Origin of the sequence: Sphingobium herbicidovorans (assembly GCF_002080435.1) — a bacterium.
Taxonomy (GTDB): Bacteria; Pseudomonadota; Alphaproteobacteria; order Sphingomonadales; family Sphingomonadaceae; genus Sphingobium; species Sphingobium herbicidovorans.
This window is the reverse complement of the sequence record NZ_CP020539.1, coordinates 330,908-352,285: the sequence shown is the minus strand read 5'-3', so window position 1 is coordinate 352,285 and position 21,378 is coordinate 330,908. Positions and strand designations below refer to the sequence as shown.

The following is a 21,378-nucleotide window of genomic DNA, read 5'->3' as shown; positions in this document are numbered from 1 at the left end:
GTTAAGTGATCTTATTATTCTAGGTGTGGAAAGCGCCCGTCAGGGCGCCATCCAGTGTCCGCCATTGACGTCGAGCGAAGCACCGCTGACGACACGCGAATAGTCGGAAACCATCATCAGGACTGCACGCGCGCAATCGTCCTCGGGCGGAATCTTGCCGATCGGAATATCGCGCGTGATACCCGCGAGCACATCCTCGCGAGCCTGCCCCGCCTCTACCTGCGCCTGGATGTGCCCTTCTACCGGAGCGCCGTGTATCCATCCCATGCGACAGGTGTTGACGCGGATGCCATAACGGCCAAGATCGACCGCCATATATTTGCTGAGCGTGTTGAGCGCGCCCTTTGCAACCGCATATCCCATTTCCATGCCATGATCGCCGCCAAAGGGGCGCACCGTCGCCATGGTCGATACGTTCACCACGGCCCCGCCATCGCGCAGATAGGGAATGCAGGCACGGCTCAATCGCAACGCGCCCAGGCAGTTGACGTCGAACGCCTTGGCCATGTCCGCCGCGTCGCTATTTTCAATGACGCTCCAGTCGCCATGATAATAAGCGCTGTTGATCAGGCCGTCTATTCGCCCGCCCCATTCAGCAGCACCCTTGGCCAGGGCCTGACACTGATCTTCGTCGGCGACGTCGCACGCAATGGCGATCGCTTTTCCGCCTTTCGCGACGATATCGGCCCGGACTTCTTCCAGAAAAGATTGATTGCGCGCCGCCAGGATCACGGAAGCGCCTTCGGCTGCGGCAATTCTTGCGAGTGCCTGGCCCATTCCCGGGCCAACCCCGCTTACGAGCACCACCTTGTTATTGAGCAGCACAAAACCTCCCTGACGTCGGCAGCACGTATCTACGGGGCCAGGGATCAAGCCTGACCAGGTGCCGCATATTATCTTGTTGGCGACCGGATAGGGCAGGAAAGTCACGAGATCAATATGGTAACCATCACTAAAATGACTTTCTTGTTCTGCAATTCGTAGAAACTACCGAATTTTGTTCCGCATAGGCAGATATTGCGACTTTTCACCTCCCGTTCGCAGGACGGTGCAGTCGGTCGCGCTGAAGGCGCGTGCGTCACCCCGTGCCTTTTTTCGAGGATGTGAAGAAATGCGCTTCACAATATCGCTCCCGCCATTCCAGCTTCTACTGATCAAGGCATGACTGCACCCAATATCTTGCAAGGACGCAAAATCCTGATCACCGGCCCCGCCGGTCAAATCGCCTTCCCCATGGCCCGCGCGCTTGCCCGCGACAACGAGGTGTGGGGCATTGCCCGTTTCACCGATGCGGAACAGCGCCGGGAGGTCGAGGAGGCAGGCGTCCGAACCCTGGCGATCGACCTCGCAAAGCCCGACTTCAGCAGCTTGCCGCGCGATTTTACGCATTTGCTGCATTTGGCGGCGACCGTCCAGGGCGACGACTATGATGGCGCGATCAGCATAAATGCCGAGGGGACCGGGCTGCTGCTTTCCCACTGCCGCACGGTCGAGGCGGCGCTGATCATGTCGACCGTGGCGGTGTACAAGCCGCATCCCGACCCCAGCCATGCCTATTGCGAGGACGATCCGCTGGGCGATGCGATGCTGCCGGGCATGGCCGCCTATTCCGTGGCGAAGATCGCGCAGGAGGCGGTGGCCCGCTATTGCGCCCGCGAATTCGGCATTCCCATCACCGTCGCGCGAATGGGGGCTTCCTATGGGCCGCGCGGCGGCCTCCCGACGTTGATTGCACAAGCCGTGGCGCAAGGCCGGCCATGGATCACCCGTTCAGACCCCTGCCCCTACAATCCCATCCATGACGACGACATGTTTGATCAGGTCGCACCGCTGCTGGATGCCGCCAGTGTCCCGGCAACCATCGTGAACTGGGCTGGCGACGATATGGTAAGCGTGCAGGAAATGGCGGCCTGCGCAGGTGAGCTGCTTGACGCTCCGGCCCGCATAGAAATCGCACCGGCGCCCGGAGCGCAACCTGGCTCAGGCGTGGACAATCGCCGCCGCCTGGCCATCACCGGCCCGTGCCGGGTCCACTGGCGCGAAGGGCTGCGCCGTGTTCTGGCGCAACTTTATCCTGACCGGGTTCGACCGGAAAACGCGCCCTTGTCGCCCGATACCTGAACAGTCACCGTCGGCGATGGGAAATGGAGAGGAACCAAGGGCATGCCACGCTGGGTGAACAGGCCGGAAGGGTCGAACTGGGGCGAATTTGGTGAAGACGACCAGATCGGCCGCATGAACTTGCTGACGCCGGAACGGCGGCTCGCCGCGATGACGGAGGTGCGGGAGGGCGTGGCCTTCACGCTCAGCCTGCCACTCAATGTTCCGACCATTCCCTTTGCGCCGTTCCGCCATCCGCCACGGCTGAGCGCAGCTTGCGATGAGGAAGGCGGCATGTTCAACCGCCGCGATCCCGGCGGGGACGAAACGACCTGCGACGACCGCGTGCTGCTCTACACCCAGCATTCGACGCAATGGGACTCGCTGGCCCACCGGGGGCGGGCGTTCGATGCGGACGGGGACGGTATCGCGGAACTGGTCTATTATAACGGCTTCCGCGCGGGCGATGACGTCAGCGGCGCCGATGGTCCGTCTGGCGAGAGCTGCGCCCGTGCCCTGGGCATAGAAACACTGGCGACCGCCGGCGTGCAGGGCCGCGGCGTCATGATCAACCTGAAAGCCGCCTATGGCATCGAAAGCCGGGCCGTTACACGCGATGACCTCCTGCGGGCAATGGACGCGCAACGGGTTGAAGTGCGCACCGGCGATTTCCTGCTGCTCTATACTGGCGTGGACCGGCTGATCCTTGACCGGGAAGCGCGTGGCGACGGCACTCCGCTGGCGACGGCGGGCTGCGCCCTCGATGGCCGCGACGAAGGACTGTTGCAATGGATCATCGATAGCGGGATCGTCGCTATCTGTTCGGACAATATCGCGATTGAAGCGCTCGACCTTATCCTGTCACCCGAACCGCCGCCGATCAGGCTGCCCATCCACGACCTGTGCCTTTTCCGCCAGGGCATTTTCCTGGGCGAGCTTTGGTATCTGGAACGGCTGGCGGTTTGGCTGCACAAACGAGAACGTCACGCCTTCCTGCTCACCGCCCCGCCCCTCCGCCTGCCGGGCAGCGTGGGTTCCCCGGTAACGCCAGTCGCGACGGTGTAGGCCCATCCATCCGCTGAACGCTACGCCTTATGGTTCAGCAGGCGGACTTCGCCCCGCCATCATCGTGGATCATCGCGCATGCGCCGTTCAGAAACAGGCTCGTAACGCTTTCGGCATTGGCTTTGATCTGTGCGGCCGTCATCGCCCGTTCATTATAAATGACGCGGTTCTGCCACCGCCGAAATAACATGGTGACGTAGAAGCTCGCCAGTTCCTGCGCCTGTTCCGCACTAAAGCCATGAGCGGTCAACATCGTTTGCACCGGTTCCAGCTGAAATCGCTCGAACTGTCGCCTCGATACTTTTTCCAGCTGCGGAAAGCTGGTGCATTCGCGGAAGATGACGCGGGCCAGCCGCACTTGACGGTCTTGATTCAACCGCCCGCTCATATGAACGGCATAGCGAACCAACTGCTCATGCAGCGTGCCTGTCGGATCGGTCGGGAAATGATGCTTGACGGCGGACATTTCGAGACAGGCATCGAACAGCGCGACCTTGTCGGGATAGCGGTTATACAGCGTCCGCGTCGATACGCCCGCCCGTTCGGCAATCGCGCGCACCGATGCTCCGTGAAAACCGTGCCGGGAAAACTCCTCCAGCGCCGCTTCCAGCATGGCCTCGTGCTTCAGCTCGGCCTCGCGGGCGTTGGGTCTGCCTACCCGCCGTTTCACACCCGCATCAATCTTCTGTGCCTCACTGCTGTACATTGGCCAGCTTAGCCCTCCCTCGGCGCATTACATCATGAACCAGCGCGCGCACGCGATGGCTCGCGCCCGGCTATAGGACATATCGCGGGGTTCAGATAGAGGCGGATCGGGCGCGACGCCGGGCGGTCAGGGCGCCTTCATATCCCCTACCGGCGGGATGGGCGGCATGTCGGGCACATTATGGGCATAGCCCATTTCTTCATAACGCTCGGCGATCCGCCAGCCGTCCGCCGTGCGGACCAGCTTGTCCCGATACCAGAGGCCGATGAAGAACACCTGCTCCTTCCCATCGTCGCCCTTGTAGACCATCGGGTTGAACAACACCGTGCGGCTGCGTGCACTGTCGCCGTCCAGCTCCAGCTTGGTGGTTGCGACCATATGCTGGAAAAGGGGGAATCGCTCCATCGCGACGGGCAACCATGCCTTGATCTGCGCGACGCTGCCCTTTGCCCCGCCAGTCTCGCTGTAATCGATGACGGCGTCCGGCGTGAACACATCGTCCAGCCCGTCCCAGTTCCGTTCGTCGATCGCGTAGCTGTAGCGGGACAGAAGATCCTGAATCTCCAGCCGATCCGAAATTTCCTGAAGCGAAAGCATCAGACATCCTCCTCTTATGGCACAGACCCTAACGGGCCGATCAAATTCGCGCTTGTCAAGTTTTTGCTCTATCCATCCTTGAAATGCGTAGCGAACTGACGCAAGCATCGACCGGTAGAACGAATATGAGCTGGAGAGCGAACGTGCGGCTGAATGGCAAGATCGCGATAGTGACCGGCGCGGCTTCGGGCATCGGCCTAGCCGTCGCAAACAGATTCGCCGCGGAAGGCGCGAAGGTCGTCATCGGCGACCGCAATACCGACGGAGTGCAGGAAGCCGCGCAGGCGATCGGCCCTGCTGCATCGGCACTGGCGCTCGATGTCGCTGACGAAGGATCGTGCCAGGCCATCATCGATCATGCGGTCGGCCAGCATGGCGGGCTAGACATTCTCTGCAACATTGCTGGCGTCCTGGATTTCGGTCGCTTTTCCGATCTCGATCGTGGCCGGTGGGACCGCGTGATGGCAGTCAACCTGACCGGCGTCTATCATATGTGCCGTGCAGCCATGCCCCATCTGATCGAACGGCGCGGCAACATCGTCAACATGGCGTCGGCGGCAGGCCTGGTCGGCGTACCCTATAATTCGGCCTACACCGCTTCCAAACATGGCGTTGTGGGTCTCACCCGCGCACTAGCGCTGGAATTTTCCAAGGAAGGCGTGCGCGTGAACGCGGTGTGCCCCGGCGGCGTCGACACGCCGATGCTGCACCAGACGCCGCCGGAAAATATCGACTGGCAGATGGTGATGCGCTCGGCATCCTGGCTCGATGGCGGCGCGATGGCGACGCCGGACGACATCGCCGATGCGGTCACCTTCCTCGCCTCATCCGAAGCCCGGCGCGTCACGGGCGTGGCCTTTTCCGTCGATGGCGGCCAGACGGCCGGCTGACACCACTTCCACATTTTATCTTAGCAAGAGTGACGAACATGGCGACCCAGCCCGATCAGACCCAAACCCAGCCCCTCGATCGCGAGGCACTGCTGCAACAGGCGCGTGAGAGGGCGGGATTGACCGATTTCGGCGACCTCTGGTTCCTCGAACCGATGGACCATTTCATCGAAGCGTCGAACCGCGAAGGACGGCTGACCCCGGCCGGGCGCGAAGGCACGGTCGAGGTCGTCGTCAAGGGCCTCGTCAGCCGCCTGCGCATGGTCGAAGATATCAAGAAGCACCCTGAAATCCTCGACGAACAGGTGGACGTCGCGGGCATTATCCTCGGCCTGCCGCGCACGGGCAGCACCATTTTTCAGCGCCTGCTCGCCAGCGCGCCGGGCATGACCGGCCTGCGCTGGTACGAGGCGCAGAATTTCGCGCCTTTCCCCGGCGAGGAACGCGGCAATCCGGTCGAGCGGCGGGCCTATGCCCAATCGATGATCGACGGCTGGCTTCAGCTTTCGCCCGAACTGGCGTCCATCCATCCGCTCGAACCCGACGCTCCGGATGAGGAGATCCTGGTGCTGGGCCAGATGTTCGTCAGCACGATGATAGAGGGCATGAACTATGTGCCCAGCTTCAGCCGCTGGCTGAACAGCTATGATCAGTCGAAGGGGCATGAGGATTTGAAGACCATCCTCAAATATCTCCAGTGGCAGGACCCCTCGCGCAAGGGCCGCAAGTGGATATTGAAGAGCCCGTCCAACCTCCCCTATACCGAGGTCGCGGCCAAGGCTTTCCCCAACGCGCTGCTCATCATGACGCATCGCGACCCGCTTCAGACCGTCCCCTCCTACGTATCGATGCAGGCTGCACTCTATAAGCTGAGCGCCACCCTGTCCGACGAGGAAGTCGGCGCGTTCTGGTTCCCGCGTCTGGTCGAATGGATGCGCATGTTCGAAGCCGCGCGGGAACGGATCGGCGAAGAGCGTTTCATCGACATCGATTATCGCGAAGTCGGCAAGGAGCCGATGGCCCAGGCCGAACGCGTCCTGTCGCGCATGGGCATCCCCATGAATGCGCAGCTGGAAGAAGTGCTGGCCGAATTTCTCGCGGGGAACAAGCGGGAGCAGCGCCCGATGCACGACTATTCGCTGGAACGCTTCGGACTCGACGAAGAAGCGATCAAGCGCGAATTCTCTACCTATCGCGAGCGTTACATCCTGTGACGTCGGAAATACGGCCCGGTATATTACGAACGCCCGATGCTTGTTTCGCAGGGCTGCCGGGCTACGACTTCGCGCCCCATTATGTAGAGATCGCAGACCCGCGCCTTGGGCCATTGCGCATGCATTATGTGGATGAAGGCGACGCTCATGCTCCCATCGTCCTCATGCTGCATGGCAATCCTACCTGGAGCTATCTCTACCGGCACGTGATAGGGCCGGTCGTCGCCGCAGGCTATCGGGTGATCGCGCCCGACATGATCGGCTTCGGCAGGTCGGACAAGCCTGCCAGCCGCAGCGATTATGGCTTTGACCGCTTTGTCCAATGGATGCGATCGTTCGTCGATACGCTTGATTTGCAAGGCATCACCCTCGTCTGCCAGGACTGGGGCGGGCCCATTGGGCTTCGCGTGGTCGCGGAACGCCCGGATCGTTTCGCCGCGATCCTGGCCACCAACACCTTGCTGCAAAATTGCGATCCACCGCCGCTCGGCGTGCCCGACTGGCCGGGCGAAGCAATCGCGAACTGGGTGGAAACCTGCCGCACCAGCGAGGACTTGCCGCTGAACCTGCTTGTCGGGCGGTCCTGCGTCACCGACGTTCCAGAACAGGTACTCGCCGCCTACGCGGCCCCATTCCCCGATGCGTCCTACAAGAAGGGCATGTTGCAGATCACATGCGGCATCCCGATCGCCGAAGGGGCCGAGGGACTTGAGGCAAACCGGGCCGCCTGGCGCTTCCTGGAAAGCTGGGACAAGCCATTCCTCACCGCATTCAGCGATCAGGATCCGGCCACAATCGCGTGGGAAGATGTTTTCCAGCGCCGCATACCCGGCGCAAAGGGACAGCCCCATGCGCGCATCCAGGGCGGCGGGCATTTCGTGCAAGAGGATCAGGGCGCGGCGCTTGCGCAGGTGCTGATCGCTTTCCTCAACGCCAATCGCTGACTCGATCTCGCCGGAGGTCGGCGGCTCGATGGCGGCGCTTAATGGAAGCTCTGACGAAACGCGCGGGGTGTTAGCCCTGTGGCACGGCGGAATGCGGCGCTGAACGCGCTCGCCGTGGCAAAGCCCAGCGTTTCAGCAATACGGTTCATGGGCAGCAAGCCGCCCCGGATCATGTCCTGCGCGCGCTCCAGCCGGATCGCCGCCGCATGATCAGACAGCGCGACCCCCGTTGTCGCCGCGAAGGACCGCGACAGGTGCGACCGGCTGATGCCGCACAGATTGGCCAGCGCTTGCGTCGTGGGCCAGACCCCGTCGGTGGCGCGCAAGACCTCGTCGATCCGGGCCAGTTGCCATGGAGCAAGTCCGCCCTGTCCCGCGTCGCGCTGCCGCAGTCGCCCGAACAGCCGGGCCAGTTCGACCATCAGCAACTCTACCAGCGCCTCGACCGCCATGTCCGATCCAAATTCGGGCGCCACCGTCTCCTGCTTCAATCGTTCGGCCAACGTCATCAGCATCGGCGAATTGATGGATGCACAGCAGCTCAAGCGATGCGAATCCCAGTCGGACAAGCCTGTGGCCGCCGCAAAACGCACCGGATCAAAGCGGCATGTCAATATGTCAAGCATGCCGCCATCGCCACGCGAATGCATGGCGATGCCGCCTGGCCGCAGCAGCAGGCGGCCAACCTTGTGCCGCCGCCGGTCGCCCAGATCGAACATGATTTCACCCTGCGTTCCCTCGGCGCGCGGCATCACGATCGACAGGATCGGCGCGTCGTCCAGTTCCCACATCTCATTGGGGCTTGGCAGTTCGTAACGGCGCAACTCGACACGTGCGGCGCTGCTAACCGCGACGGCCAGCACCGTCCATCGACCGGCCACCTGATGCCCTGCCTCGCCTTGCGGATCAATCAAAGCCTGCTGCGCCATGCGGCAACGATAATATGATGCGCGGACGAGAACAAGCACTGGCTATGCGCAGAAAAAACTGTCATCAACAACGCAACAAAGCAAAATGGAGAGTGCTGCATGACCAGAACCATAGTCGTGACAGGCGCCGCGTCGGGAATCGGCGCAGCTGCCCGCGAGAGGCTGGAGCGCGGCGGCCACCGGGTCATCGGTGTCGATCTGCGCAATTCGGATATCGACGCCGATCTGGACACCGTGGACGGGCGCACTGAAATGGTGGCGCAGGTGACGCGCCTGGCCCCCGATGGCATAGACGGTGTGCTGGCTGGTGCAGGCATCTCGCGGCCAGGGATGGAGGCCCAAACCATCGGCATCAATTTCTTCGGCGCGGTGGCGACGCTTGAAGGTCTGCGGCCACTACTGGCGAAATCGGCCAGGCCGCGCGCGGTCGCCATCTGCTCTACCGCCGCACTGCTTCCCTCGAACCGCAAGGTTGTGGAACTCTGCCTCTCCGGCGACGAAGCTGGCGCGCGGGAGGCAATGCTGGCTGAACAGGGCAATGCCTATTCCACGTCGAAAAATGCCCTGTCCCTCTGGCTGCGTCGCGCCGCCGTGCAACCGGAATGGGGCGGCGAAGGCATCCTGTTGAACGGCATCGGACCGGGCGTGATCAATACACCGATGACGCGGCCCCTGTTCGACCAGCCGGAAATGGTTGAGCTGATGAAGCAATCCAATCCGATGGCTGTAAAAAATTATGCCGAACCTGGCGAGGTTGCCGAACTGATCGACTTCCTGCTGGGCATGGAAAATCACTATCTGGTCGGCCAGATCATCTTCATCGACGGCGGAAGCGACGCAATATTGCGGCCTGAGAATTTCTGAAAACCGCCACCAGAACTATCTGACAATGAATGGAAAGGAAGAGCGATGACCGCTCTTAAAGACAAGGTTGCCCTTATCACGGGGGCAGGACAAGGCATTGGCCAGGGCGTTGCGCTGGCGCTGGCCAGCGAAGGCGTCGATCTGCTGCTGGCGGGCCGCACGCTGGACAAGGTGCAGGAAACCGCGCGCCTTGTGAAGGAACGTGGCGCGCGCGCCGTCGCCGTCGCATGCAATGTCAAGTCGGCCGACGATCTGGCCGCTGCGGTCGATACGGCTGTGCGCGACCTTGGCGGCGTCGATATCCTCGTCAACAACGCTCAGGAAGTCCCGCTCGGCCTGCTGGATGATGTGACCGACGAAGCCTTTATGGCAGGCTTTGAATCCGGCCCGCTCGCCTCCTTTCGCCTGATGAAGATGGTGCGCCCGCATATGGCTGCGCGCGGCGGCGGCACGATATTCAACTTCGCCTCATCGGCCGGCATCCGTTGGGACATGGCGGGTTATGGCTGCTACGGCGCGATCAAGCAGGCGACGCGCGTTCTGACCCGCGCGGGCGCTGCGGAATGGGGGCGGCAGAATATCCGCGTGCTCACCATCGCGCCGCATGCCGAATCGCCTGGCCTTAAAATGTGGTTCGAAAATAATCCCGATGAAGCGGCGGCATTTTTCCGCACAATTCCCCTCGATCGCATCGGTCGATTGGAAGAGGATATCGGCCGCGCCATCGTTGCGCTGTGCGGATCGGACCTGTCCTATCTCACCGGGGCCACCATCCCGCTCGACGGCGGACAGGCCAATTTCGACTGACATAGTGTTGGAGAGACGATCATGGAAAAGCTGATCTGCGCCCTGTGGGCGCCAGAGGGTGAAAGCCGCGCCGATTATGCAGAGCGGTTGAAGGCCTCGCTCCCCCCGCGCTAAGGGCGGCAGGCGCAACCGGCATAAGGCTGAACCTGCGCGACGCAACCGTAGAGCCGGCCGCAGGACTTGTGCAGACATGGCAGCAACCGCAACAGGATGCGGCGGTTCAATTCTGGCTACCATCCTCCAACGCCTACTTTCGCGGGCAGATCGACGGCGTGCTGGCCGAACATAGCAGCCGCTTCGCCGCATGGCTGGTCGCGGAATCGACCATCATCCCCAACAAGGATCATGTGCCACAGGCCGGATCGCGGACCTGGGGCTGGTCGCAGGCCAGCTTCATTTCCTTCCGTCCGGACATGAGCTGGGACGATGCCGTGGCGCATTGGCACAGCCACCACACGCGCGTCGCCATCGATACCCAGGCCAATTTTGAATATGTCCAGAATGTCGTCGTACGGGCGCTGACACCTGACGCTCCCGCCTATGACGCCTTCGTGGAAGAATGCTTCCCGCTGGAGGCGATGACCGACGCCCCGGTGTTCTTCGACGCCGTGGGCAATGATGAGAAATTCGCTCAAAATACCAAGGCCATGGCCGAAAGCTGCGCGGGTTTCATTGATTTCTCGCGCATCGACATCATCCCGACCAGCCAGTTCGACTTCGCGCATCTGGATGCAAAGTAACGGACGAGCGCCCGCCCTTACGCGAAAAAGCCCGATACATACCGCGCCATGCTGACACCGTTTCAGCATGGCGCAGCCTGGTAGCCCGCTAAGCCCGGCGTTCAGGGTATGATTTCCCGGCCTTCGCCAAAGATCAGCGACGCGTCGGTGCTGTCCACGCCGTCCCTGTGCCCGCGCCAGCCCAGCGCCCCGCGCGCATCGGCGGGCGACAGGTGCATGATCTTTTCAAACTGCGCGGTAAACAGCATGTCCGACTGCTGGCCCACCTCATAACCGTAGGACAGGTTGCGCCACAGGTTCGGCCAGGCGCCGGGATAATGCAGCATCGTCCGGGTCATCCAAGGGAACATGATCAGTGTGTTCGTCGTCATCAGCGCGCCCGCCAATTCCGGGCCGAGATGGCGGAACACATTGCCCGTGACTACGCCGGTGATGAAATATTCCGCGACCGACCCAAATCCGATTTCGCCCAGGATATGATAACAGTCATGGGTCTGCCCCATGCGCAGATTCCAGTAATCCAGCGTATTGGCTGGCTTCCAGTCCGGGTTGTCCAGAAGCCGTGAATTCAGCTCCGGCGACAGATCGAATTCGTCCATATAGTCGAACAGGCGGCGACCGACCGAATCTTCGGGATAGGCGCGAAGATCCTCTTTCGTATAGGTCGATACAAATCCTTCGTTCAGCCATCGGTCGAAGTCGGGATTACGCCTGCGCTCTTGCGCGACCAGTTCTTCGGCCTGCTCGACGTCGCGCACCTCGTCCACAGCCTGCATCAATGTCGGCAAACCATAGAGCAGCGGATAATCATGGCCGTTGCGCCGCAGACTTTCGGTGGAAATCCATTCCCGCACCCGCGCATCGTTCAGCCAGCGGGACGAGCTTACCAGCACGCTGCTCTCGGTCCTGACTTTGCGGCGCCCGTTCAGATAGAAAATCGGGCTGCCCGATGTGATCTCTTCGCTGTTCACATCCGGGTTCAGACTTTCGGTTTGGGCTTTCATGGGACAACTCCGGCAATGGGGGCGGATGAAGCAGGGACGCTCGCCGCGTCCAGTTGGGCGATCCGCCGCTGGATCGCGGCGGCGCGATGGAAGTCCGGTTCCACCGGTCCGCCGCTGCGGATGGCTTCCCCCAATTCGGCATAAAGGTTGCCGATCGACGACAGCGCCTCACGCGACGCGGGACTGCCAGGATAGGCGCTGTAACGGTCAGGCGCAGCAGGAATAGCGGCACATTCCAGATCGGCGGAAACCCCAATCGGCTCGAACGGCCCGCCGCCTGTCGCGCCATGCAGCACCAGCGATTCGACCGCAGGAAGGCTGGGATCACGCGTGGACAGCCGCAACGCGCCGTCGCTGCCGTCTATCCGCCAGTTGCATCCCATGCCCGTCATGGAGACGCCCGCCAGGTCAATTTGAAACATCGCGCCGCCCCGTAACGTCCCCTGGAACATCAGATGGTCGTAGGCATCACGCGCAACCGGCGCGCCAGTCTCGTCGACTGGCGGCAGACGGATGGCGCCCCGCATGCCGATTTCCTCGATCGGGCCGAAATGATGGTCAAGCGCGTCGATCAGATGTCCGCCATAAATGGAAAGCAAGGTGGTTCCACCCGCCCGTGTGGCCATGGCGCGCATGACCGGCCCAAAGATACGGGCGTGCAGCGTGACACTAAATACCGAACCGACATGCCTTTGCGCGACCAGCTGCGCCGCCTGACGCATTACCGGCGATCCGCGCAAGTGCAGGCCGATCATCGCCTTAACGCCCCGCGCCTTTGCCAGTGCCGCCAGTTCATCCGCCTCATCGATGCTGATCGCCAGCGGCCATTCGCAATAGACATGCTTGCCTGCGTCTAGCGCAGCCTTTGCAATCGCATAGTGATGCGGGACTTTCACGCAGATCGCCACCAGATCGATATCGGGATGGCGCGCCAGCGACTCATGATCGGTGAACCACAGCGGCGCGTTGAATTTCTCGGCCGCCTTGCGGGCACTTTCCTCACGCGTGGTGCATACCCCATGCAGGGTAAAGCCGGGCAACCGCTCAATCACCCGGCGATGGACGCCCGATCCCCAGCCATAATCCGGGTTCGCACCGACCATTCCCACGCGGATCACCATTGGAAATCGCTACGTCTGATTGCGCTGTGATCGTCCAAGATCGGCACTTCCACTCCTAAAAATCTGTCATCTTTTTCTCACGCCGCATTTCCGTCAGGCACCCTTGGGCGCCGTTCGCAACGGGAACCTTGTCTCGATAGTGCGGCACCTCATCCGCCGGCACAACGCTTTTCCAGCCCGGCAGATGTGCCTCCCTCTGCCAAAATGCCCTAGGTCGGACGCGCTATGTTCGGCCCCAGATTTGCGAGGACATCCGCGGCATCGAACGCGCGGATATCGTTGGCAGGCTTGGGACCGCGCCCCATGACGATTTCGGCCGACGCCTCGTATCTATCGACAGTACGCACATCGATATTGCTGCCCCAGAACGGGTCGCCCCAGAATGGGTCCCAGCTACGCCAGCCAAAGCCGCGCCCATAATAGCGCCACGACGGACCCCAATAGCCGTACAGGCCGGGGCCAAAGGGGCGATCCACATAGGTCCGACTTTTCCGCTCTGTCCCACGGTCGGCCATCACGAACCAGTCATAGCCCCGCTGGCGGGTCAGTTCAGCCGCGCGATACAGCAGATAGCGTTCGACAGTGTCGCGCGAAGTCATGCTGTTTCCGGCGAAGGTCACCCTGAAACGGTTGGCTTCCACCTGCTCGTCATAATAGCCGCCGCTCGCCGTCCGTCCTTGGCTCAACGGCTGGTAGGGGGTAGCCGTCGTACATGCCGTGAGCGCAAGCATGCAGGCTCCTGCCAATGTCCATCCTCTTCCTGCGGTCATTGCCATGGTCTCCTTTTTCCAATGAGAGGGCGCGACATATCCAGCCAGCGCCAATCGCCAGCTGCCCGGATCGAACAGATTTACAAGGGGATGAAGGACAACATCGACAGGCCGCCTCAATTCCATCTCACATGGTAAGAAGCGGCGCCGTAATCATTTGTTCCTGACTGCGGGGGCCATTGGCGATTCATGGCGGTCGCGCGGGTTGTTTTGCAATCTGGGTTAGTGGCCGTTCGCTTTGAAAGCGGGACCGGGAACCCTCAGGACCTTGCGGCGATTGCTGACTTGCCTGGCCCGTGTCCACCGGCATGGGCAGACCAGATCAGCAAAGGAGCATGTCATGTCCGTACTCGACAGGATCGTTGCAGCCGTCACGCCGCCCGAAAGCGAACAGGACCGGGTAAAGGCCCGGCAAAGAGCCCGCGCAGCGGCCGCGCCCGGAGACTGGCTGGACCAGATACTGCACCATCATGAGCAGATCGAAGCGGCCTTCGCACAGGCGCAGGCCGCCACCGATGCGCAAAGCCGCACGCAGGCGCAGCGCAAACTCGCTGCCCTGCTGACCGGGCATTCCAGCGCCGAGGAAGCGGTAATCTACCCGCAATTGTCCAGCGGCCACAAAACGCACATGGCCATGGCCTATGAAGAACAGCAGGCGGCCAAGGTGGAGTTGGCGCTGCTCGAAACGCTTGATCCTCTCAGCCAGGACTGGCGCGAAAAACTGGAACATATTCGCGGAGCTGTCGCCCATCATGTCTATGAAGAGGAAAATGATCGCTTCCTCCACCTGAAGGAAGAATTGCCTGCCCCGGATCAGGACCGAATGACGGCGCGCTATCGCGAGGAAATGTCGCGCTACGACAGCGGACTGTAATGCAGGCGCCAGCGCCGGTCACGACCCGATGTGGCCGGCGCTCGCCGTCCGCTCATTGCGCCGGACTGTCGTTAGACATTCACCGGCCATGGGATTAGTTTCGCTTTTAGTCGGCGCAACCGTCCCGGAACCGGAAACGATGACCATCACGATCACCGCGTTCAAGCAGTCTCCCGACCGCGGTCGTGGTCTGGCGCGTGACATGCGCGTACGCTGGGCGCTTGAGGAAGCGGGCCAGCCATATGAAGTACGGCTGCTGTCTTTCGAGCAGCTCAAACAACCTGCCTACCGGACGCTACACCCTTTCGGCCAGATCCCGGCCTATCAGGAGGGCGATCTCATCCTGTTCGAATCCGGGGCGATCATACTCCACATCGCGGAGCGGCACGGGGGCCTTCTGCCGCTGGATGCCATCGCACGCGCGCGAGCCATCAGCTGGATGTTCGCGGCGCTCAACACCGTCGAGTAGCCCATCGTCGAGCGCGAGATGCCTAAATATCTGGAGCGCGACAAAAGCTGGTATGAAGCGCGCATGCCGATGCTGGACGAGCGGGTGGATCGCAGGCTGATCGAGCTATCCGATCATCTGGGGGACAGTGACTGGCTGGATGGCGCATTCAGCGCCGGCGATCTGCTGATGGTGACCGTGCTGCGCAGGCTGGCCGGGACGGGCTTGCTGGAGCGCTACCCGAACCTCGCCGCCTATATCGCGCGCGGCGAAGCACGGCCTGCTTACCAGCGCGCCTTCGCCGATCAACTGGCGGTTTTCACGCGCACCCAGCAGACGGGCTGATCGGCGGCGTTTCGTCAGGCTCCCTCGCCCACGGTGATGACGCCGCGCCTGATCTGATCCAGCTCGATGCTTTCGAACAGCGCCTGGAAGTTGCCGTTGCCGAAACCCTCATTGCCCTTGCGCTGGATGATTTCGAAAAAGATCGGGCCGAACATGTTTTCGGTGAAAATCTGGAGCAATATGCCCTCTTCCTCCGCATCGCCGTCGATCAGGATGCGGTTCTTCCTCAACCGCTCCAGATCCTCGCCATGGCCCGGCACGCGTTTGTCGACCAGTTCATAATAGGTGTCGATTGTGTCCTGTAACCGCACGCCCCGCGCGCGCAGCTTTTCGACCGTGCCGTATATATCGCCGGTGGTCAGGGCCAGATGCTGGATACCCTCGCCATGATATTGGCGGATGAATTCCTCGATCTGGCTATTGTCATCCTGGCTTTCATTGAGCGGGATGCGGATTGCCCGGTCGGGCGCGATCATCGCCTGGCTGAACAGGCCGGTCGCCTGCCCCTTGATATCGAAATATTTCTGCTCCTCGAAATTGAAGAGCGTGCGGTAGAATTGGCTCCATACCCGCATATGCCCGCGCCGGACATTGTGGGTAAGGTGGTCGAGCAGGTCCAGCCCGACACTGTTCGCGGCCTCCGCCTCGCGCCAGCCCGGAAACTCCGCCCATTCGGCATACAGGTCCGCCCCGTCCTGAACGAAATAGAGATAGGACCCGCCAATACCCTGGATGACCGTGTCGTCTTCCTCCGTGGGCTTCGCGCCATGATCGACCGCCCATTTCATCGCTGCAACGGGATCGGCGACGCGAAAGGCCATGGCGCTGGCGGATGGCCCATGCTCCCCGCGAAAGGCGGCAACCCGCCCCGCATCGTCGCGGTTGAGCATCAGGTTGATGCGGCCCTGCTTGTACCGGGTGATATTCTTCACCGGATGGCGATGCGTCGGCACGAAGCCCAGTTGCCCGAACTGTTCGGCCATCCCGTCGGGATCGGGCGACGTAAATTCCACGAATTCAAAGCCGTTCAGGCCAAGCGGATTGGCGGTCATGCGGGGCATGCTCCCATTCTAGACCGGGCATATGCCTGCGTGCCCCGGTTGAACACTATATCCTGAGGCAGGATGTCTGCCGTCCCCAGGTCGCTTTCCTGCTGCAGTTCTTCGTAGAGCGGCGCGAAATCCATCTCGACCGTCTGCCGCAGCAGGTCGTCGAAACTGTCGATCACGAAATAGCTCTGCTGATAGTCGTCGATGCGATAACGGGTCCGCATCAGCCGCTTGAGGTCAAAGCCGATGCGATTGGGCGACGGATCGTCCCGCGCAAATATCGACTCCCCGTAGGACGACAGGATTCCCGCGCCATAGAGTCTAAGTTCTTCGCCCTGCCGGATAAGCCCGAATTCGACCGTGTACCAATATAGCCGGGCCAGACGATCTATTGCGCCAAGACTGTCGGCGCGAAGACCTCCCTCGCCATAGGCCTGCATATAATCAGCGAACACCGGATGGGCGAGCAGCGGCACATGGCCGAATACATCGTGGAATACATCCGGTTCCTGAAGATAGTCCAGCTGCTCGGGAGTCCGTATAAAGCGCCCCGCGACGAAACGGCGATTGGCGAGATGTTCGAAGAACAGACGGTCAGGCACCAGACCCGGCACCGCCACCACCTGCCAGCCGGTCAGTTTCATCAGCCGCTCCGACAGTTCGTCGAAATCGGGAATACCCGGCTTCGTCATGTGAAGCACGCCAAGTCCGTCCATGAACTCCTTCACCGCCCTCCCCGGCAGCATCGCCGCCTGACGCGCAAACAGCCGGTCCCACATCGCATGATCCTGCGCCGTGTAAGCGCCCCAATCTTGCGGGATCGTCCAGTCCTCGGCGGCGTCCGCCGGACGTTCTGGAGCATGTTGCGACATGATGAACTTATCGCATGACGCCTGTGAAAAGGGGTTTCATTCTACGGCAAAATCCCGGATTATTCGGCATGAGGCAATCGCGATTGGATAGAATATGAAACCCGCCAATCAGATAGACCAGATCGACCGCAAAATTCTGTCAGCGCTCCAAAGCGATGCGACCCTCAGCCATGCGGAACTGGCGGACAGGGTTGGCGCGTCCACAGCCTCCTGCTGGCGCCGCATCAAGGCGCTGGAGGCCGCCGGGATCCTCACCGGCTCCGTGCGCCTCGTCAACCCGGAGAAGATCGACCGTGGTGTGAACGTGCTGTGCAACATCCGCATGCGCAGTCATGCCCGCGACGCGCGACAGGCCTTTGAGGAGTTCGTGAACAGCCGTCCCGAAATCGTCGAATGCTTCTCCATGTCGGGCGAGTGGGACTATCTGCTCCGCATAGTCGTAGCGGACGTCGCCGACTATAATCTGTTCCTGATGCACACGCTGCTAGGGCAAGCCGATGTCGCCAACGCGGCATCCCATTTCGCCCTGTCGATGACCAAATATACGACCGCCTTGCCGGTCTGACTTGGCTGGCCGCCCCACGCCCTAGCCAGCCAATTGCGTCATCGACGCATAATCGGTCTTGCCCGTGCCAAGTAGCGGCAACGCATCCAGCACGCGAATGTCGCGCGGAATGGCGAGTTCCGCCACCCCGTTCGCCTTGCCCCACGCCTGCAACGCCGCAGCCTTCGCGTCGCGCGCGGTGGTGAACAGCACCAGTTGCTCCCCCTTGCGCGGGTCTGGACGCGTCACCACGGCATGATCGGCATCCGGCCACAGCGCCGAAGCATAGCCTTCCACCGCAGGCAGCGAGATCATCTCGCCCCCGATCTTGGCAAAACGCTTGGCGCGGCCGCGGATCGTCACGAAACCCTGATCGTCGATGGTCACGATGTCGCCGGTATCGTGCCATCCGCCCTCTGGCGGTTGCAACAGCCCCGGCGCGTCCGCCTTCATGTAACCCGCCATGATGTTCGGCCCCCGGATCGAAAGCCGCCCGCCCTCGCTGATGCCCGGCACATCGTCCAGCCGCGCCTCTATTCCCGGCAGCAATCGCCCGACCGATCCGGCGCGGTAGTGCATGGGCGTGTTGACCGCGATCACCGGCCCTGCCTCCGTCGCGCCATAGCCTTCCAATATTCGCAGCCCGAATTTTTCCGCGTAGATCTTGCGGGTCTCGTCCCGAACCCGTTCCGCGCCCGCGAAAATGTAGCGCAGCGAATAAAAATCATAGCCATGCGCCATGCGCGCATAGCCCGACAGGAAGGTATCGGTGCCGAACAGGATCGTCGCATTGGCGTCATAGGCCAGCGCAGGCACGATCCGATAATGCAGCGGGCTGGGATAGAGCAGCGTGCGCACGCCGTGGAAAATCGGCAGCAACGTGCCGCCGGTCAGCCCGAAGCTGTGGAACACCGGCAACGCATTCAGCACGACATCGGAAGAATTGAAATCGATCCGCGCCGCGAGCTGGCGACAGTTGGACAGCAGATTGCGATGCGTCAGCACCACGCCCTTGGGCAGCCCCTCCGACCCGCTGGTGAAAAGAATGACCGCCGCATCGTCGGGCGAGATTTTGAGCCACTTATGCGCGCGCCCGGCAACGCGGCTGGCGATCAGGCCGCGCAGCTTGGCCCCGGAGCCAATGCCGCTGGCCACATCCTCCAGCCAAAGGAAGCGAACGCCTTCCGCCTCCAGTCCGGCCACCACATCGCCCAATTTGCCTTGCTCGACAAAAGCGCGCGCGGTAACGATCGTGCGGATCTGCGCCGCCGTGCAGGCCGCCTTCAGATTGGCAAGCCCCGCCGTGAAGTTCAGCATCGCAGGCACGCGCCCGCCAGCCTGCAAGGCGAAGAACGCCACTGCGACCGTCGAGACATTGGGCAGCAGCACGCCGATCGCCTCTCCCTGCCGCGTCGCGGAGCGCAGCGCCCGTTCGAGCACCAGAGCGCCCGTCACCAACCGGCCATAACTCAACGGTTCGCGCTTCACATCCTCGACGACCAGCGCGCTGCGGCCATGGACATGCTGCGCCTCCAGCAGCGCCTCGAACAATGTCCTGTCCGTGTCCGACGTCGCGAACATCATCTGGCTCATTTCATCATAGAGCCGTCGCCCGGCGATGGCCCGCCGCGCCCGCGCCGTCATCTCGCCCTCTATCGTGAAACGCCGGGGCGGCAGCACGGTCAGCTGGATGCGGGGGAAGCGCCGCAGCCGTACCTTGTCCTTCAGGCGCGAGAAAGGCGTGAACTGCGCACCGTCGATCCGCACCGGGATGATCGGCGCGTCCGCCTTGTCCGCGACCATGCCGGGGCCGTCGAATATCTTCATCAGCGCGCCGGTGACGGTGATGCGCCCTTCCGGGAAAATCACCAGCGTCCGCCCTTCGCGCACCGCCTTGACCATCGCCTTGGCTGACAGCGGGTTGGTGGGATCAACCGGAAAGGCGTCGAACAGCGGCAGAAAGGGTTTGAGCCACCATGCCCTCGCGATGCGCGTATGCACGGCAAATGTCGGCTTGCCCGGCAGGAAGGCGGCGAGCAGCAGCCCGTCGAGGAACGATACATGGTTCACCACCACGACCGCCGGTTGACCGATGCCGGGCATGTTTTCAGCGCCATGCACCTCGACCCGGTAGAAGAGCCGCAGCAGTCCGCGTACGACCGACTTGATCACCGTTTCAGGCAACAGCCAGCAACTGATGAGCGCCACGACCAGCGTCGCAAATCCCATGACGCCGATGATGCCGGGCACGCTTTCTCCGCGCGCCAGCATCGCCGTCACCGCCGAAACCACGACGACAGTGACTGCGGCATTGACGATATTGTTTGCCGCAATGGTGCGCGACCGTTCCTCACGCGGGCTGTGCGTCTGGAGAATGGCGTAGAGCGGCACGATGAACATGCCACCGGCAAAGGCGATGCCGGAAAGATCGGCCATGATCCGCCAGCTGCCGGCCGACCGGACGAACTCGGCGATCCCTGCGGCTTGATGCAGCGCCAGATAACCGCTCGTCGACAGCCACAAGTCGATCATGAAACCCGCCAGCGCCAATGCCGCCACCGGCACGAACCGCGCAGACACTTGCCCGCCGAGCAGCCGGTTCACCAGCATCGACCCCAGCGCGACGCTGACCGAAAAGATCAGCAGGAACAGGGTCGCCACCTCCTGCCGCGCCTTCAGCACACCGCTCACCAGCGGGGCGAACTCCGCCAGCAGGACCGCGCCCACGGCAAAGAACCAACTGATGCCAAGGATCGACAGCCACACGCCGCGTCCATGCCGTGCCGACTTCAGTATCTGCCAGGTGCTTTTGAATATGTTGCGCTCTATCCGCAGGTCCGGCGCCACCGTAGGTGCGGGCGGCACCGCCAGGCTGGCAAGGAAGCCGACAATCGCAATGGTGACGGCCACCAATCCTGCTTGCAGGGGCGCGATCACCCCGGCGACCAGCTGGCCGCTCAGGATCGCAAGGAACGTCCCTGCCTCGATCAGGCCCGTGCCGCCCATGATTTCCTGCGGCTTCAAATGCTGCGGCAGGATCGAAAATTTGATCGGGCCGAAGATGGTCGAATGCAGCCCCATCAGGAACAGGCAGGACAGCAGCAGCGGCACCGATTCCATCCAGAAGCCTGTGACCGCCAACCCCATGATGACGATTTCAGCCGCCTTGACGCCGCGTACCAGCTTCGCCTTGTCCCACGCGTCGGCCAGCTGTCCGGCGAGCGCGGAAAAAAGGAAATAGGGCAGGATGAACAGGCCCGTGGCGATGGTCGCCAATATTTCCGCCTTGTCCGGTTCGGCGCGATACAGCCCGAAATTGGCAAGGAACAGCAGCGCGAACTTCAACAGATTATCGTTGAACGCGCCCAGGAACTGAACCACGAACAGGGGCGCGAAACGGCGCTTTCCCAGCAAAGACAGATCAGGTGCCGACATTTGATTACCCCGTCCTTCGCGCCTTACGCCGCAATTCTCGATGAGTTGTTAACCCGATCA

At 62.0% G+C, this 21,378-nt stretch carries 20 protein-coding genes and 1 pseudogene; 11 read left to right on the top strand and 10 right to left on the bottom strand.

Features of this window, described 5'->3' with window-relative positions:
* Positions 1-39: 39 nt before the first annotated feature.
* Positions 40-825 (bottom strand): SDR family oxidoreductase, encoded by a 786-nt coding sequence (locus B6S01_RS16290; protein WP_037468295.1) that lies wholly within the window; start codon positions 823-825, stop codon positions 40-42.
* 336 nt (positions 826-1,161) lie between these two features.
* Here B6S01_RS16290 and B6S01_RS16285 point away from each other — a divergent pair, with 336 nt between their 5' ends.
* Both B6S01_RS16285 and B6S01_RS16280 read left to right on the top strand, forming a co-directional pair.
* Entirely contained in the window at positions 1,162-2,121 is a 960-nt protein-coding gene (locus B6S01_RS16285) for an NAD-dependent epimerase/dehydratase family protein (RefSeq protein ID WP_197053233.1), read from the top strand.
* Between the two features lie 42 nt (positions 2,122-2,163).
* Positions 2,164-3,165: a cyclase family protein gene (locus B6S01_RS16280; protein WP_037468045.1), complete on the top strand. Its 1,002-nt coding sequence runs from the start codon at positions 2,164-2,166 to the stop codon at positions 3,163-3,165.
* 34 nt (positions 3,166-3,199) lie between these two features.
* Here B6S01_RS16280 and B6S01_RS21935 read toward each other — a convergent pair whose 3' ends face one another.
* Together B6S01_RS21935 and B6S01_RS16270 are read right to left on the bottom strand one after the other, a co-directional pair.
* A complete protein-coding gene (locus B6S01_RS21935; protein ID WP_051908477.1) occupies positions 3,200-3,871 on the bottom strand; it encodes a TetR/AcrR family transcriptional regulator in 672 nt (223 codons plus the stop codon).
* 126 nt (positions 3,872-3,997) lie between these two features.
* Positions 3,998-4,468, bottom strand: coding sequence for a nuclear transport factor 2 family protein (locus B6S01_RS16270; protein WP_037468047.1), 471 nt, complete (start codon positions 4,466-4,468; stop codon positions 3,998-4,000).
* Between the two features lie 125 nt (positions 4,469-4,593).
* Between B6S01_RS16270 and B6S01_RS16265 the strand changes: the two genes are divergently transcribed.
* The 3 genes from B6S01_RS16265 to B6S01_RS16255 are packed head-to-tail and all read left to right on the top strand — an operon-like array spanning position 4,594 to position 7,516.
* On the top strand, positions 4,594-5,358 hold the full coding sequence (locus tag B6S01_RS16265) for an SDR family NAD(P)-dependent oxidoreductase (RefSeq protein WP_037468049.1): 765 nt from the start codon (positions 4,594-4,596) through the stop codon (positions 5,356-5,358).
* 38 nt (positions 5,359-5,396) lie between these two features.
* Positions 5,397-6,572: a sulfotransferase family protein gene (locus tag B6S01_RS16260; protein ID WP_037468051.1), complete on the top strand. Its 1,176-nt coding sequence runs from the start codon at positions 5,397-5,399 to the stop codon at positions 6,570-6,572.
* Entirely contained in the window at positions 6,569-7,516 is a 948-nt protein-coding gene (locus B6S01_RS16255; RefSeq protein WP_231568062.1) for a haloalkane dehalogenase, read from the top strand. The genes B6S01_RS16260 and B6S01_RS16255 overlap by 4 nt, the downstream gene beginning before the upstream one ends.
* 38 nt (positions 7,517-7,554) lie before the next feature.
* Here the strand turns inward: B6S01_RS16255 and B6S01_RS16250 are convergent, their stop codons facing one another.
* A complete protein-coding gene (locus B6S01_RS16250; protein WP_051908478.1) occupies positions 7,555-8,445 on the bottom strand; it encodes a helix-turn-helix domain-containing protein in 891 nt (296 codons plus the stop codon).
* 99 nt (positions 8,446-8,544) lie between these two features.
* On the opposite strand from B6S01_RS16250, the gene B6S01_RS16245 reads away from it, so the two are divergent.
* From B6S01_RS16245 to B6S01_RS16235, 3 genes are all read left to right on the top strand, one after another.
* Positions 8,545-9,309: an SDR family oxidoreductase gene (locus B6S01_RS16245; protein WP_037468052.1), complete on the top strand. Its 765-nt coding sequence runs from the start codon at positions 8,545-8,547 to the stop codon at positions 9,307-9,309.
* Between the two features lie 45 nt (positions 9,310-9,354).
* Positions 9,355-10,116 carry an SDR family NAD(P)-dependent oxidoreductase gene (locus B6S01_RS16240; RefSeq protein WP_037468055.1) on the top strand — a complete coding sequence of 254 codons (762 nt, stop codon included), beginning with the start codon at positions 9,355-9,357 and terminating at the stop codon, positions 10,114-10,116.
* A gap of 182 nt (positions 10,117-10,298) precedes the next feature.
* Positions 10,299-10,856, top strand: coding sequence for an EthD domain-containing protein (locus tag B6S01_RS16235; protein ID WP_234810817.1), 558 nt, complete (start codon positions 10,299-10,301; stop codon positions 10,854-10,856).
* 101 nt (positions 10,857-10,957) lie between these two features.
* Here B6S01_RS16235 and B6S01_RS16230 read toward each other — a convergent pair whose 3' ends face one another.
* The 3 genes from B6S01_RS16230 to B6S01_RS16220 all read right to left on the bottom strand — a co-directional run bounded on the left by B6S01_RS16230 (position 10,958) and on the right by B6S01_RS16220 (position 13,712).
* A complete protein-coding gene (locus tag B6S01_RS16230; protein ID WP_051908480.1) occupies positions 10,958-11,860 on the bottom strand; it encodes a hypothetical protein in 903 nt (300 codons plus the stop codon).
* Positions 11,857-12,981: a Gfo/Idh/MocA family protein gene (locus tag B6S01_RS16225; protein ID WP_051908482.1), complete on the bottom strand. Its 1,125-nt coding sequence runs from the start codon at positions 12,979-12,981 to the stop codon at positions 11,857-11,859. The genes B6S01_RS16230 and B6S01_RS16225 overlap by 4 nt, the downstream gene beginning before the upstream one ends.
* 209 nt (positions 12,982-13,190) lie before the next feature.
* On the bottom strand, positions 13,191-13,712 hold the full coding sequence (locus B6S01_RS16220; RefSeq protein WP_094182666.1) for a CC0125/CC1285 family lipoprotein: 522 nt from the start codon (positions 13,710-13,712) through the stop codon (positions 13,191-13,193).
* Between the two features lie 379 nt (positions 13,713-14,091).
* On the opposite strand from B6S01_RS16220, the gene B6S01_RS16215 reads away from it, so the two are divergent.
* Complete coding sequence (locus B6S01_RS16215) at positions 14,092-14,625, top strand: hemerythrin domain-containing protein (protein WP_037468060.1); 534 nt, start codon at positions 14,092-14,094, stop codon at positions 14,623-14,625.
* Positions 14,626-14,764: 139 nt separating this feature from the next.
* A pseudogene (locus B6S01_RS16210) lies at positions 14,765-15,418 on the top strand (glutathione S-transferase family protein).
* A 14-nt stretch (positions 15,419-15,432) separates the two neighbouring features.
* Here B6S01_RS16210 and hppD read toward each other — a convergent pair.
* Positions 15,433-16,479, bottom strand: coding sequence for a 4-hydroxyphenylpyruvate dioxygenase (gene hppD / locus B6S01_RS16205; RefSeq protein WP_037468065.1), 1,047 nt, complete (start codon positions 16,477-16,479; stop codon positions 15,433-15,435).
* Positions 16,467-17,339 (bottom strand): phenylalanine 4-monooxygenase, encoded by an 873-nt coding sequence (gene phhA, locus B6S01_RS16200; protein WP_037468070.1) that lies wholly within the window; start codon positions 17,337-17,339, stop codon positions 16,467-16,469. Before phhA ends, hppD begins: the two co-directional genes overlap by 13 nt.
* A gap of 94 nt (positions 17,340-17,433) precedes the next feature.
* Here phhA and B6S01_RS16195 point away from each other — a divergent pair, with 94 nt between their 5' ends.
* Positions 17,434-17,904, top strand: coding sequence for an Lrp/AsnC family transcriptional regulator (locus B6S01_RS16195; RefSeq protein WP_037468073.1), 471 nt, complete (start codon positions 17,434-17,436; stop codon positions 17,902-17,904).
* 21 nt (positions 17,905-17,925) lie between these two features.
* On the opposite strand, the gene B6S01_RS16190 is transcribed toward B6S01_RS16195, so the two are convergent.
* Positions 17,926-21,318, bottom strand: coding sequence for an acyl-[ACP]--phospholipid O-acyltransferase (locus B6S01_RS16190; RefSeq protein WP_037468075.1), 3,393 nt, complete (start codon positions 21,316-21,318; stop codon positions 17,926-17,928).
* Positions 21,319-21,378: the final 60 nt, after the last annotated feature.

What these genes read in the sequence shown, in the direction of transcription:
- B6S01_RS16285 (WP_197053233.1), top strand. Translation starts at nt 1,162, where the DNA reads ATGACTGCACCCAATATCTTGCAAGGACGCAAAATCCTGATCACCGGC.
- B6S01_RS16280 (WP_037468045.1), top strand. Translation starts at nt 2,164, where the DNA reads ATGCCACGCTGGGTGAACAGGCCGGAAGGGTCGAACTGGGGCGAATTT.
- B6S01_RS21935 (WP_051908477.1), bottom strand. Translation starts at nt 3,871, where the DNA reads ATGTACAGCAGTGAGGCACAGAAGATTGATGCGGGTGTGAAACGGCGG.
- B6S01_RS16270 (WP_037468047.1), bottom strand. Translation starts at nt 4,468, where the DNA reads ATGCTTTCGCTTCAGGAAATTTCGGATCGGCTGGAGATTCAGGATCTT.
- B6S01_RS16265 (WP_037468049.1), top strand. Translation starts at nt 4,594, where the DNA reads ATGAGCTGGAGAGCGAACGTGCGGCTGAATGGCAAGATCGCGATAGTG.
- B6S01_RS16260 (WP_037468051.1), top strand. Translation starts at nt 5,397, where the DNA reads ATGGCGACCCAGCCCGATCAGACCCAAACCCAGCCCCTCGATCGCGAG.
- B6S01_RS16250 (WP_051908478.1), bottom strand. Translation starts at nt 8,445, where the DNA reads ATGGCGCAGCAGGCTTTGATTGATCCGCAAGGCGAGGCAGGGCATCAG.
- B6S01_RS16245 (WP_037468052.1), top strand. Translation starts at nt 8,545, where the DNA reads ATGACCAGAACCATAGTCGTGACAGGCGCCGCGTCGGGAATCGGCGCA.
- B6S01_RS16240 (WP_037468055.1), top strand. Translation starts at nt 9,355, where the DNA reads ATGACCGCTCTTAAAGACAAGGTTGCCCTTATCACGGGGGCAGGACAA.
- B6S01_RS16230 (WP_051908480.1), bottom strand. Translation starts at nt 11,860, where the DNA reads ATGAAAGCCCAAACCGAAAGTCTGAACCCGGATGTGAACAGCGAAGAG.
- B6S01_RS16225 (WP_051908482.1), bottom strand. Translation starts at nt 12,981, where the DNA reads ATGGTGATCCGCGTGGGAATGGTCGGTGCGAACCCGGATTATGGCTGG.
- B6S01_RS16220 (WP_094182666.1), bottom strand. Translation starts at nt 13,712, where the DNA reads ATGCTTGCGCTCACGGCATGTACGACGGCTACCCCCTACCAGCCGTTG.
- B6S01_RS16215 (WP_037468060.1), top strand. Translation starts at nt 14,092, where the DNA reads ATGTCCGTACTCGACAGGATCGTTGCAGCCGTCACGCCGCCCGAAAGC.
- hppD (WP_037468065.1), bottom strand. Translation starts at nt 16,479, where the DNA reads ATGCCCCGCATGACCGCCAATCCGCTTGGCCTGAACGGCTTTGAATTC.
- phhA (WP_037468070.1), bottom strand. Translation starts at nt 17,339, where the DNA reads ATGTCGCAACATGCTCCAGAACGTCCGGCGGACGCCGCCGAGGACTGG.
- B6S01_RS16195 (WP_037468073.1), top strand. Translation starts at nt 17,434, where the DNA reads ATGAAACCCGCCAATCAGATAGACCAGATCGACCGCAAAATTCTGTCA.
- B6S01_RS16190 (WP_037468075.1), bottom strand. Translation starts at nt 21,318, where the DNA reads ATGTCGGCACCTGATCTGTCTTTGCTGGGAAAGCGCCGTTTCGCGCCC.